Genomic DNA, 12,768 nt, shown 5'->3' with positions numbered 1-12,768 from the left:
GCTGTCATGTCGCATCAATCTGATTTGATCAGCGAGGACATCCTCGCCTACCTGAGCCAGCACGAGCGCAAGGAAATGTTGCGCTTCCTGACCTGTGGCAACGTCGACGACGGCAAGAGCACCCTGATCGGGCGCCTGCTGCACGACTCCAAGATGATCTACGAAGATCACCTGGAAGCCATCACCCGCGATTCGAAAAAATCCGGCACCACCGGCGACGACATCGACCTGGCCTTGCTGGTCGACGGCCTGCAGGCCGAGCGTGAGCAGGGCATCACCATCGATGTTGCCTACCGCTACTTCTCTACCGCCAAGCGCAAATTCATCATCGCCGACACCCCCGGCCACGAGCAGTACACCCGCAACATGGCCACCGGTGCGTCCACCTGTGACCTGGCGATCATCCTGATCGACGCGCGCTACGGTGTGCAGACCCAGACCCGTCGTCACAGCTTTATCGCCTCGTTGCTGGGCATCAAACACATCGTGGTGGCCGTCAACAAGATGGACATCAATGGCTTCGACCAAAGCGTATTCGAGCAGATCAAGGCCGATTACCTGAAGTTCGCCGACGGTATCGCCTTCAAGCCGAGCACCTTGGCCTTCGTGCCGATGTCGGCGCTCAAGGGCGACAACGTGGTGAACAAGAGCGAGCGTTCGCCGTGGTACACCGGGCAGTCGCTGATGGAGATCCTGGAAACCGTCGAGATCGCCAACGACCGCAACTACACCGACCTGCGCTTCCCGGTGCAGTACGTCAACCGTCCGAACCTGAACTTCCGTGGCTTCGCCGGCACCCTGGCCAGCGGCATCGTGCACAAGGGCGACGAAGTCGTAGTGCTGCCGTCAGGCAAGAGCAGCCGCGTCAAATCCATCGTTACCTTTGAAGGTGAGCTGGAGCACGCAGGCCCGGGCCAGGCCGTGACCCTGACCATGGAAGACGAGATCGACATCTCCCGTGGCGACCTGCTGGTGCATGCCGACAATGTGCCGCAAGTTACCGACGCGTTCGACGCCATGCTGGTGTGGATGGCCGAAGAGCCGATGCTGCCGGGCAAGAAATACGACATCAAGCGCGCCACCAGCTACGTGCCGGGTTCCATCACCAGCATCGTGCACCGTGTGGACGTGAACACCCTGGCCGAAGGTCCGGCGAGTTCGCTGCAGTTGAACGAGATCGGCCGGGTCAAGGTCAGCCTCGACGCCGCCATCGCTTTGGACGGCTACGACAGTAATCGCACCACGGGCGCGTTTATCGTCATCGACCGTTTGACCAATGGCACTGTGGCTGCGGGCATGATCATCGCGCCGCCGGTTACTCACGGCAGCGCGGCGCAGCACGGCAAATTAGCTCACGTGGCCACCGAAGAGCGCGCACTGCGCTTCGGCCAGCAACCGGCCACCGTACTGTTCAGCGGCCTGTCGGGCGCGGGCAAGAGCACCTTGGCCTATGCGGTTGAGCGCAAGCTGTTCGACATGGGCCGGGCGGTGTTCGTACTGGATGGCCAGAACCTGCGTCACGACCTGAACAAAGGCTTGCCGCAGGACCGTGCCGGGCGCACCGAGAACTGGCGTCGTGCGGCTCACGTTGCGCGTCAGTTCAACGAAGCGGGCTTGTTGACCCTGGCTGCGTTTGTTGCGCCGGATGCCGAAGGGCGTGAACAGGCCAAGGCGTTGATTGGCGCCGACCGCCTGCTGACCGTCTACGTGCAAGCGTCGCCGCTGGTGTGCGCCGAGCGTGATCCGCAAGGCTTGTACGCTGCCGGCGGGGATAACATCCCTGGCGAATCCTTCCCGTACGACGTGCCGCTGAATGCCGATCTGGTGATCGACACCCAGGCCCTGTCTCTGGAAGAAAGCGTCAAGCAAGTGCTGGAGCTGTTGCGTCAGCGCGGCGCGATCTAAACCTCGCGGCCACAAAAAAGCCCGCCACCGATCACTCGGTGGCGGGCTTTTTAATGTTTTCAAAACAACTCGGTCAACTGTGGGAGCTGGCTTGCCTGCGATGCACGCACCTCGGTCTGCCAGTTACACCGCGGCGATGCTATCGCAGGCAAGCCAGCTCCCACAGGCAAGTGTGTCCATATTGCGATCAGCGGCGTTCTGGGAAATCTTTGTGAAGTTGATCGAGCAAGTCATCTTTCTCTTCCCACAACCGGTTGATCCAGCCCTGGAACGCCAACCGATATTCCCCATCCTGCTCATAATTCTTGCCAATAAACTCGGCCGGGATCTGCACCTCTTCAAAGTGCACCACCACGTCCTTCACATTCCCGCAGAGCAAATCCCAATAACCAGGGCGCCCAGCCGGGTAGTGGATGGTCACGTTCACCAGTGACTTCAGCTGTTCACCCATGGCATCCAGCACAAACGCGATACCACCGGCCTTGGGCTTGAGCAGGTAACGAAACGGCGAGTTCTGCTGGGCATGCTTGCCTGGGGTAAACCGTGTGCCTTCGGCAAAGTTGAAAATGCCCACGGGGTTGTCGCGAAACTTCGCGCAGGTCTTGCGAGTGGTTTCCAGGTCTTTGCCTTTTTTCTCCGGGTGTTTCTCCAGATAGGCTTTGGTGTAACGCTTCATGAACGGAAAGCCCAGCGCCCACCACGCCAGGCCAATCACCGGCACCCAGATCAGTTCTTGCTTGAGGAAGAACTTCAGTGGGCGAATCCGCCGATTGAGCACGTATTGCAACACCATGATGTCGACCCAGCTCTGGTGGTTGCTGGTCACCAGGTACGAGTGCTGGTAATCCAGGCCCTCAAGGCCGGTCAGGTGCCAGCGGGTGCGGCACACCAGGTTCATCCAGCCCTTGTTGTTGGTCACCCAGGCTTCATGGGTGTGGTTCATCAGCCATTCGCTGAAGCGCTTGGCGAACGGCAGGGCCTTGAACAGCGCGACGATAAACAGGAACGAACACAGCAGGATCGTATTCAGTGCCAGCAACAGCGAAGCGATCACCCCGCGCACGGCGGCAGGTAGAAAACCCAACATTTAGATATCCATAGGTCGGTTGGCGGCTTGGATCGCAGTCAGCGCGATGGTGTACACGATGTCGTCGACCTGGGCGCCACGTGGCAGATCGTTGACGGGTTTGCGCAGGCCCTGGAGCATCGGCCCCAGGCTCACGCAATCGGCGCTGCGTTGCACGGCCTTGTGCGTGGTGTTGCCGGTGTTCAGGTCCGGGAACACGAACACGGTGGCCTTGCCCGCGACCAGGCTGTCGGGCGCCAGCTGTCGGGCGACGGCTTCGTTGGCGGCGGCGTCATATTGCAGTGGTCCGTCGATCAGCAGTGAGCTTTGCTGCTCGTGGGCGAGCAGGGTGGCTTCGCGGACTTTTTCCACTTCCTCGCCGCTGGCCGAATCGCCGCTGGAATAGCTGATCATCGCCACACGTGGGGTGATGCCGAACGCGGCGGCCGAGTCGGCGCTTTGCAGGGCGATTTCCGCCAGCTCGGCTGCGCTTGGGTGCGGGTTCATCACGCAGTCGCCGTACACCAGCACCTGCTCGGGAAACAGCATAAAGAACACCGACGACACCAGGGTGCAGCCCGGCGCGGTCTTGATCAGCTGCAGGGCAGGGCGGATGGTGTTGGCGGTGGAGTGGATAACCCCGGAGACCAGGCCGTCGACTTCGTCCAGGGCGAGCATCATGGTGGCGATCACCACCGTGTCCTCCAGTTGCTGCTCGGCCATCGGCGCATTGAGGCTCTTGCTCTTGCGCAGCGCGACCATCGGTTCGACGTAGCGCTGGCGAATCAGGTCCGGGTCAAGAATCTCCAGGCCCTCGGGCAGTTCGATGCCCTGGGCGCGGGCGACGGCTTCCACGTCCGCAGGCTTGGCCAGCAGCACGCAGCGGGCAATCCCCCGGGCCTGGCAGATGGCGGCGGCTTGTACGGTCAACGGCTCGCTGCCCTCGGGCAATACAATGCGCTTGTTGGCGGCCTGGGCGCGCTGGATCAGCTGATAGCGGAATACCGCCGGCGACAGGCGCATCTCCCGTGGCGTGCCGCAGCGTTGGTGCAGCCAGCGCGCATCGAGGTGGCTGGCGACAAAGTCAGTGATGATCTCTGCGCGCTCACGGTCATCGATAGGGATTTCCTTGTTCAGGCCATTGAGCTGGTTGGCCGTGTCGTACGAGCCGGAGCTCACCGACAGCACCGGCAGCCCGGCCTGGAATGCGCCGCGGCACAAATCCATGATGCGTGGATCGGGCAGGGTGTCGCTGGTCAGCAACAGGCCGGCCAGGGGCACGCCGTTGATCGCAGCCAGGCTGACGGCGAGGATGATGTCGTCGCGGTCGCCCGGGGTCACCACCAGCACGCCGGGCTTGAGCAGCTCCACGGTGTTACGCATGGTGCGGGCGCAGATGATGATTTTGGTCATGCGCCGGGTTTCGTAGTCGCCGGCGTTGAGGATCTGCGCGCCCATCAGGTCGGCCACGTCGCGGGTGCGCGGCGCGTTGAGTTCCGGCTGGTAGGGGATGCAGCCGAGCAGGCGGAAGTCACCGCTGCGCAACAGCGGCGAGTGCTCCTTGAGACGCGCCGAGAAGGCTTCAATGCTTTCGTCGGTGCGCACCTTGTTGAGGATCACGCCGAGCACTTTCGGGTCTTTCGGGCCGCCGAACAGCTGGGCCTGCAATTCCACGCGCCCTGATAGCTCGGTGAGCACTTCGTTTTCCGGGGCCGACACCAGGATCACTTCTGCGTCCAGGCTCTTGGCCAGGTGCAGGTTGACCCGCGCCGCATAGCTGGCGCTGCGGGTCGGCACCATGCCCTCGACGATCAGCACGTCCTTGCCGATGGCGGCCTGTTGATACAGGGTGATGATTTCTTCGAGCAGCTCGTCGAGCTGGCCGTCGCCGAGCATCCGCTCCACATGGGCCAGGCCCAAGGGTTGCGGCGGCTTGAGGCCGTGGGTGCGGGCCACCAGTTCGGTGGAGCGCTCGGGGCCGGTGTCGCCGGGGTGCGGCTGCGCAATCGGCTTGAAAAAGCCGACTTTCAGCCCGGCCCGCTCAAGGGTACGCACCAGCCCAAGGCTGATGGAGGTCAGACCCACACCAAAATCGGTGGGCGCGATAAAAAAAGTCTGCATGCGAATTCTCTGGAGGTGCATGGCTTCGGTGGCCGTCTATAGCTGATGGCCTACCGGGGGAATCAGCTGACAAGGTTATCTCTATCCGGGGCTTGAGCGCACCAGCCACACGCAAAGCGCTGACCTATTTTTTCAAGGCGTTGCGTGGGGTCCGTCACCCAGGCCCGGGATTGCCACGGCGGCTGATGACGCAAGTGCTGAGTGTGGCCGCAGGACAGTTCGACGACCCATTGCTGGTCCTCATCTTGATGAAAACCGGTGACGGTCGAGACGTTTGTTCGACCCCGTCCGTCCGGGTTCTGTTCGCTTTCGGGCAAATCCTTGTTTAGACTTGTCCGTTCTTCATTCTTATGCAAAAGGTCTCGCCCCATGACGATCGCCGCTAACAAGGCTGTCTCCATCGACTATACCCTGACCAACGACGCTGGTGAGGTCATCGACAGCTCCGCCGGCGGCGCGCCGCTGGTCTACCTGCAAGGCGCAGGTAACATCATCCCGGGCCTGGAGAAGGCGCTGGAAGGCAAGAACGTTGGTGACGAACTGACCGTCGCCGTAGAACCTGAAGATGCTTACGGCGAATACTCCGCTGAACTGGTCAGCACCCTGAGCCGCAGCATGTTCGAAGGTGTTGATGAGCTGGAAGTCGGCATGCAGTTCCACGCTTCCGCGCCGGACGGCCAAATGCAGATCGTCACCATCCGCGATCTGGACGGCGACGACGTCACCGTCGACGGCAACCACCCTCTGGCAGGCCAGCGCCTGAACTTCCAAGTGAAGATCGTTGCCATCCGCGACGCTTCCCAGGAAGAAGTGGCTCACGGCCACGTCCACGGTGAAGGCGGTCATCACCATTGATTGTGGTTTGATCAATCGGTAGCAAAAACGCCCCGACTGGTTCGGGGCGTTTTTTTGCCCGATAGTTAAGTCGAGTGCATCTTCTGTGGCGAGCGGGCTTGCCCGCGTTGGGGGCGAAGCGGCCCCAATAAATCCCCCGCGCCGTTTCAGACCGATCGCGGTCGCAGGTTTCAGGGCCGCTTCGCGCCCCAGCGCGGGCAAGCCCGCTCGCCACAAGAAGCCCGCTCACAGATAAAAGGGGTTTTTTGTGGGCAAACAAAAATGCCCCGGACCTTTCGGTACGGGGCATTTCTTAACTGTTACGCGACCTGGGCTGCGAGTCAGTTGTTACCACTTAGGCTGCAGCAGCGACGCTCAGAGCCTTGATGTGGCCATTCAGGCGGCTCTTATGACGAGCGGCCTTGTTCTTGTGGATGATGCCTTTATCGGCCATACGGTCGATAACTGGCACGGCCAGAACGTAAGCAGCTTGGGCTTTTTCAGCGTCTTTGGTGTCGATGGCTTTAACTACATTCTTGATGTAGGTACGAACCATGGAACGCAGGCTGGCGTTGTGGCTGCGACGCTTCTCAGCCTGTTTTGCACGTTTTTTGGCGGAAGGTGTGTTGGCCACCGTCGAGCTCCTCGAAAGACTTTTTAGGAAATAGCAAACAAAATAGGCCGCGAATCATGCCGATGACTTGATGGGTTGTCAAGGGCGGCTGATGCGAACTGCTGAGTGGTCGATCTGAAGAGGCGGGTGATTTATTTCCGGCGCTTGACCTGTAAACTCGCGAGCTTTGGCTCTGTGCTGTTGCAGGCGCGCAGTATCGCATAAGTAGGCGCACAGTTCGCCTGCTCTTTACCTATAGGCGCAAACTCTTTCAATGAATCTGCTCAAATCGTTGGCTGCCGTCAGCTCTATCACGATGATCTCCCGGGTATTGGGGTTTGTGCGAGACACCCTGCTGGCGCGCATTTTTGGCGCCAGCATGGCCACGGATGCGTTCTTTATTGCCTTCAAACTGCCCAATCTGTTGCGGCGTATCTTCGCTGAGGGCGCGTTTTCCCAAGCCTTCGTGCCGATCCTGGCCGAGTACAAGACCCAGCAAGGCGAAGAGGCGACCCGTACCTTTATTGCCTACGTCTCGGGCCTGTTGACCCTGGTGCTGATGCTGGTGACTGTGCTCGGCATGCTCGCCGCGCCCTGGGTGATCTGGGCCACCGCGCCCGGTTTCGCCAATACACCGGAAAAATTCGCGCTGACCACCGATCTGCTGCGCGTGACCTTTCCTTATATATTGCTGATTTCCCTTTCATCCCTTGCCGGAGCGATCCTCAACACCTGGAACCGCTTCTCGGTGCCGGCGTTTGTGCCGACCCTGCTGAACGTCAGCATGATTATTTTCGCGTTGTTCCTCACGCCGTACTTCGATCCGCCCGTGATGGCCCTGGGCTGGGCGGTATTGGCCGGTGGCCTGGCGCAGTTGCTCTATCAATTGCCGCACCTGAAAAAGATCGGCATGCTCGTACTGCCGCGTCTCAACCTCAAGGACACCGGCGTATGGCGCGTGATGCGCAATATGCTGCCGGCGATCCTTGGGGTCTCGGTGAGCCAGATCTCCCTGATCATCAACACCGCGTTTGCCTCATTGCTGGTGTCCGGTTCGGTGTCGTGGATGTACTACGCCGATCGCCTGATGGAATTGCCGTCCGGTGTGCTCGGCGTGGCCCTCGGCACGATTTTGCTGCCGACCCTGGCGCGTACCTACGCGAGCAAGGACCGCCAGGAGTACTCGCGCATCCTCGATTGGGGCCTGCGCCTGTGCTTTGTGCTGGTGCTGCCGTGTTCCCTGGCGCTAGGGATTCTGGCCGAGCCGTTAACGGTTTCGCTGTTCCAGTACGGCCAATTTGACGCGCATGACGCACTAATGACCCAGCACGCGCTGGTCGCGTATTCTGTCGGCCTGCTCGGGATCATCGTGATCAAAGTGCTGGCGCCAGGCTTCTACGCCCAGCAAAACATCCGCACGCCGGTCAAGATCGCGATCTTCACGCTGATCGTCACGCAACTGCTCAACCTGGTGTTTATCGGCCCGCTGGCCCATGCCGGCCTGGCCCTGGCCATTAGCGCCGGGGCCTGCATCAACGCCGGCCTGCTGTTCTATCAACTGCGCAAACAACAGATGTTCCAGCCGCAGCCGGGCTGGGGCCTGTTTGCGCTCAAGCTGCTGGTGGCGGTGGCGGTGATGTCGGCGGTGCTGCTGGGCCTGATGCACGTTATGCCCGCCTGGAGCGAAGGCCATATGCTGGAGCGCTTCATGCGTCTGGGCGTGCTGGTAGTCGCCGGTGTGGTGGTGTACTTCGGGATGTTGCTGCTGCAGGGCTTCCGCCTGCGGGATTTCAACCGCAAGTCACTGAACTAGAGAGTTTGCCGCGATAAAACGGGTGTTTTATCGATTCGATCCATTTGGGCTGCGCTGTTGCCTGTCGTCCGGGGCCGGGTGTGGTTATAATCGACCACTTTATGAGCAAGAAGCGCGTTATGCAGCTGGTTCGAGGTCTCCACAACCTGCGCCCCCAGCATCGGGGCTGCGTCGCCACTATTGGCAACTTTGACGGTGTTCACCGTGGCCACCAGGCTATCCTGGCCCGGCTGCGCGAGCGTGCAGTCGAGTTGGGCGTGCCCAGCTGCGTGGTGATTTTTGAGCCACAGCCGCGGGAATACTTCACTCCGGAAACGGCGCCGGCGCGCCTGGCCCGCCTGCGCGACAAGCTGCAACTGCTGGCCGAAGAAGGTGTGGACCGCGTCCTCTGCCTGGCCTTCAATCAGCGTTTGCAAAGCCTCAGCGCCGCCGAGTTCGTTGACCGTATCCTCGTCGATGGCCTGGGCGTGCAGCACCTGGAGGTCGGTGACGACTTCCGTTTCGGGTGCGACCGCGTCGGTGATTTCGATTTCCTGCAGCACGCCGGTATCACCCAGGGTTTTACCGTCGAAGCCGCGCAAACCGTCGAACTGGACGGCCTGCGTGTGAGCAGTACCCAGGTGCGTAACGCCCTGGCCGCTGCCGACTTCGCCTTGGCCGAGCGGTTGCTCGGCCGCCCGTTCCGCATTGCCGGGCGGGTACTGCACGGCCAGAAGCTGGCGCGCCAACTGGGCACGCCAACCGCCAACGTGCAACTCAAGCGCCGTCGTGTGCCGCTGACCGGGGTTTACCTGGTGAGCGTCGACATCGACGGCCAATCGTGGCCGGGAGTCGCCAACATAGGCGTCAGGCCCACGGTTGCAGGTGATGGCAAGGCCCACCTGGAAGTTCATTTGTTGGATTTTGCCGGTGATCTGTATGACCGGCGTTTGACGGTGGTATTCCACCAGAAGCTGCGTGAAGAGCAGCGTTTCGCCTCCCTTGAGGCGTTGAAAACGGCGATCAATGCGGATGTCGCCGCCGCCCGTGCACTAGCCGCACCTAGCGCCCATCGCTAACCGAAGAGCCTTAAATGACCGACTATAAAGCCACGCTAAACCTTCCGGACACCGCCTTCCCAATGAAGGCCGGCCTGCCACAGCGCGAACCGCAGATCCTGCAGCGCTGGGACAGTATTGGCCTGTACGGAAAGTTGCGCGAAATTGGCAAGGATCGTCCGAAGTTCGTCCTGCACGACGGCCCTCCTTATGCCAACGGCACGATTCACATCGGTCATGCGCTGAACAAGATTCTCAAGGACATGATCCTTCGCTCGAAGACCCTGTCGGGCTTCGACGCGCCGTATGTCCCGGGTTGGGACTGCCACGGCCTGCCCATCGAACACAAAGTCGAAGTGACCTACGGCAAGAACCTGAGCGCGGATAAAACCCGCGAACTGTGCCGTGCCTACGCTACCGAGCAGATCGAAGGGCAAAAGTCCGAATTCATCCGCCTGGGTGTGCTCGGCGAGTGGGACAACCCGTACAAGACCATGAACTTCAAGAACGAGGCCGGTGAAATCCGTGCCTTGGCCGAAATCGTCAAGGGCGGTTTTGTGTTCAAGGGCCTCAAGCCCGTGAACTGGTGCTTCGACTGCGGTTCGGCCCTGGCTGAAGCGGAGGTCGAGTACGAAGAGAAAAAGTCCTCGACCATCGACGTCGCCTTCCCGATCGCCGACGACGCCAAGCTGGCCGAGGCCTTTGGCCTGGCAAACCTGAGCAAGCCGGCAGCCATCGTGATCTGGACCACCACCCCGTGGACCATCCCGGCCAACCAGGCGCTCAACGTGCACCCGGAATTCACCTACGCCCTGGTGGACGTCGGTGATCGCCTGCTGGTACTCGCTGAAGAAATGGTTGAAGCCTGCCTTGAACGTTACGAGCTGCAAGGTTCGGTGATCGCCACCACCACCGGCACGGCGCTGGAGCTGATCAACTTCCGTCACCCGTTCTACGACCGTCTGTCGCCGGTTTACCTGGCTGACTACGTCGAGCTGGGTTCGGGCACCGGTGTGGTTCACTCCGCGCCAGCCTACGGCGTGGACGACTTCGTGACTTGCAAAGCCTACGGCATGGTCAACGACGACATCCTCAACCCGGTGCAGAGCAATGGCGTGTACGCGCCGTCGCTGGAGTTCTTCGGCGGCCAGTTCATCTTCAAGGCCAACGAGCCGATCATCGACAAGCTGCGTGAAGTCGGTTCGCTGCTGCACACCGAAACCATCAAGCACAGCTACATGCACTGCTGGCGCCACAAGACCCCGCTGATCTACCGCGCCACTGCGCAGTGGTTTATCGGCATGGACAAAGAGCCAACCAGCGGCGACACCCTGCGTGTGCGCTCGCTCAAAGCCATCGAAGACACCCAGTTCGTGCCGGCCTGGGGCCAGGCGCGCCTGCACTCGATGATCGCCAACCGCCCGGACTGGTGCATCTCCCGCCAGCGCAACTGGGGCGTGCCGATCCCGTTTTTCCTTAATAAGGAAAGCGGCGAGCTGCACCCACGCACCGTTGAACTGATGGAAGAAGTGGCCCAGCGTGTTGAACAGGAAGGCATTGAAGCCTGGTTCAAGCTGGACGCCGCCGAACTGTTGGGCGACGAAGCGCCGCTGTACGACAAGATCAGTGACACCCTCGACGTGTGGTTCGACTCGGGCACCACCCACTGGCACGTGCTGCGCGGTTCGCACCCGATGGGCCACGAGACCGGCCCGCGTGCCGACCTGTACCTGGAAGGCTCGGACCAGCACCGTGGCTGGTTCCACTCCTCCTTGCTGACCGGTTGCGCCATCGACAACCACGCGCCGTACCGCGAGTTGCTGACCCACGGCTTCACCGTCGACGAGACGGGCCGCAAGATGTCCAAGTCGCTGAAGAACGTGATCGAGCCGAAAAAGATCAACGACACTTTGGGCGCCGACATCATGCGTCTGTGGGTCGCTTCCACCGACTACTCGGGCGAGATCGCCGTCTCCGACCAGATCCTGGCTCGTAGCGCCGATGCCTACCGCCGCATCCGAAATACCGCACGCTTCCTGCTGTCGAACCTGACCGGTTTCAACCCGGCCACCGACATCCTGCCGGCCGAGGACATGCTCGCCCTGGACCGTTGGGCCGTGGACCGTACCCTGTTGCTGCAGCGCGAGTTGCAGGAACACTACGGCGAATACCGCTTCTGGAACGTGTACTCGAAGATCCACAACTTCTGCGTGCAGGAGCTGGGTGGTTTCTACCTCGACATCATCAAGGACCGCCAGTACACCACTGCGGCCAACAGCACGGCGCGCCGCTCGGCGCAGACCGCGCTGTACCACATCTCGGAAGCGCTGGTGCGCTGGATCGCGCCGATCCTGGCCTTCACCGCCGATGAGCTGTGGGAGTACCTGCCGGGCGAACGTAACGAATCCGTGATGCTCAACACCTGGTACGAAGGGCTGACCGAACTGCCAGCCGACTTCGAGCTGGGCCGCGAGTACTGGGAAGGCGTGATGGCCGTCAAAGTTGCGGTGAACAAGGAGCTGGAAGTGCAACGTGCGGCCAAGGCCGTTGGTGGCAACCTGCAAGCCGAAGTCACCCTGTTTGCCGAGGATGGCCTGACCGCCGACCTGGCCAAGCTGAGCAACGAACTGCGCTTCGTGCTGATCACCTCCACCGCGAGCCTGGCGCCGTTTGCCCAGGCCCCGGCGGACGCGGTCGCGACCGAAGTGCCCGGCCTTAAGCTCAAAGTGGTCAAGTCGGCCTTCGCCAAGTGCGCCCGTTGCTGGCACTGCCGTGAAGACGTCGGCGTGAACCCTGAGCATCCGGAAATCTGCGGTCGTTGCGTCGACAACATCAGCGGTGATGGCGAGGTTCGCCACTATGCCTAATGCCGCCGGCCGTTTCGGACGTCTGGGCTGGCTCGTCTTGAGCTTGCTGGTTCTGGTCATCGACCAGGTCAGCAAGGCTCACTTCGAGGGCTCCCTGGAAATGTTCCAGCAGATCGTGGTCATTCCTGACTACTTCAGCTGGACCCTGGCCTACAACACCGGCGCGGCGTTCAGCTTCCTGGCGGACAGCGGCGGCTGGCAGCGCTGGCTGTTCGCCCTGATCGCCGTGGTGGTCAGCGCGGTGCTGGTGGTGTGGCTCAAGCGCCTGGGCCGTGATGACACCTGGCTGGCCATCGCCCTGGCTCTGGTGCTGGGCGGCGCGCTGGGCAACCTGTACGACCGCATCGCCCTGGGCCATGTGATCGACTTCATTCTGGTGCATTGGCAGAACCGCTGGTACTTCCCGGCGTTCAACTTTGCCGACAGCGCCATCACCGTCGGCGCAATCATGCTGGCGTTGGACATGTTCAAAAGCAAGAAAACCGGAGAGACCGTCAATGACTGATCAGGTA

10 protein-coding genes are annotated in these 12,768 nt (G+C 61.3%); 6 read left to right on the top strand and 4 right to left on the bottom strand.

Features of this window, described 5'->3' with window-relative positions; all coding sequences use genetic code 11:
• Nucleotides 1-6: 6 nt before the first annotated feature.
• Nucleotides 7-1,905 (top strand): sulfate adenylyltransferase subunit CysN, encoded by a 1,899-nt coding sequence (gene cysN / locus LRS56_22500; protein ID WDU61561.1) that lies wholly within the window; start codon nucleotides 7-9, stop codon nucleotides 1,903-1,905.
• Between the two features lie 187 nt (nucleotides 1,906-2,092).
• Here the strand turns inward: cysN and LRS56_22495 are convergent, their stop codons facing one another.
• The 3 genes from LRS56_22495 to LRS56_22485 form a co-directional block, all read right to left on the bottom strand.
• Nucleotides 2,093-2,992, bottom strand: a complete 900-nt coding sequence (locus LRS56_22495; GenBank protein WDU61560.1) for an acyltransferase — start codon at nucleotides 2,990-2,992, stop codon at nucleotides 2,093-2,095.
• Nucleotides 2,993-5,092 (bottom strand): phosphate acetyltransferase, encoded by a 2,100-nt coding sequence (gene pta / locus LRS56_22490; protein ID WDU61559.1) that lies wholly within the window; start codon nucleotides 5,090-5,092, stop codon nucleotides 2,993-2,995.
• Between the two features lie 62 nt (nucleotides 5,093-5,154).
• The gene (locus LRS56_22485; protein WDU61558.1) at nucleotides 5,155-5,493 is read right to left on the bottom strand and encodes a DUF3565 domain-containing protein; all 339 of its coding nucleotides are present in this window, start codon (nucleotides 5,491-5,493) and stop codon (nucleotides 5,155-5,157) included.
• On the opposite strand from LRS56_22485, the gene LRS56_22480 reads away from it, so the two are divergent.
• Nucleotides 5,462-5,947, top strand: a complete 486-nt coding sequence (locus tag LRS56_22480; GenBank protein WDU61557.1) for a peptidylprolyl isomerase — start codon at nucleotides 5,462-5,464, stop codon at nucleotides 5,945-5,947. The genes LRS56_22485 and LRS56_22480 overlap by 32 nt on opposite strands.
• A gap of 334 nt (nucleotides 5,948-6,281) precedes the next feature.
• Here the strand turns inward: LRS56_22480 and rpsT are convergent, their stop codons facing one another.
• The gene (rpsT, locus tag LRS56_22475) at nucleotides 6,282-6,560 is read right to left on the bottom strand and encodes a 30S ribosomal protein S20 (protein WDU61556.1); all 279 of its coding nucleotides are present in this window, start codon (nucleotides 6,558-6,560) and stop codon (nucleotides 6,282-6,284) included.
• A 253-nt stretch (nucleotides 6,561-6,813) separates the two neighbouring features.
• Between rpsT and murJ the strand changes: the two genes are divergently transcribed.
• The 4 genes from murJ (at nucleotide 6,814) to lspA (ending at nucleotide 12,761) form a co-directional block, all read left to right on the top strand.
• A complete protein-coding gene (gene murJ / locus LRS56_22470) occupies nucleotides 6,814-8,352 on the top strand; it encodes a murein biosynthesis integral membrane protein MurJ (protein ID WDU61555.1) in 1,539 nt (512 codons plus the stop codon).
• Between the two features lie 119 nt (nucleotides 8,353-8,471).
• Nucleotides 8,472-9,410 carry a bifunctional riboflavin kinase/FAD synthetase gene (gene ribF, locus LRS56_22465; GenBank protein ID WDU61554.1) on the top strand — a complete coding sequence of 313 codons (939 nt, stop codon included), beginning with the start codon at nucleotides 8,472-8,474 and terminating at the stop codon, nucleotides 9,408-9,410.
• 14 nt (nucleotides 9,411-9,424) lie between these two features.
• Nucleotides 9,425-12,256, top strand: coding sequence for an isoleucine--tRNA ligase (ileS, locus tag LRS56_22460; protein WDU61553.1), 2,832 nt, complete (start codon nucleotides 9,425-9,427; stop codon nucleotides 12,254-12,256).
• A complete protein-coding gene (gene lspA / locus LRS56_22455) occupies nucleotides 12,249-12,761 on the top strand; it encodes a signal peptidase II (GenBank protein WDU61552.1) in 513 nt (170 codons plus the stop codon). The genes ileS and lspA overlap by 8 nt, the downstream gene beginning before the upstream one ends.
• Nucleotides 12,762-12,768: the final 7 nt, after the last annotated feature.

This window comes from Pseudomonas poae, assembly GCA_028869255.1.
Classification (GTDB): domain Bacteria; phylum Pseudomonadota; class Gammaproteobacteria; order Pseudomonadales; family Pseudomonadaceae; genus Aquipseudomonas; species Aquipseudomonas poae_C.
This window is presented reverse-complemented; position numbering and strand designations above follow the sequence as displayed.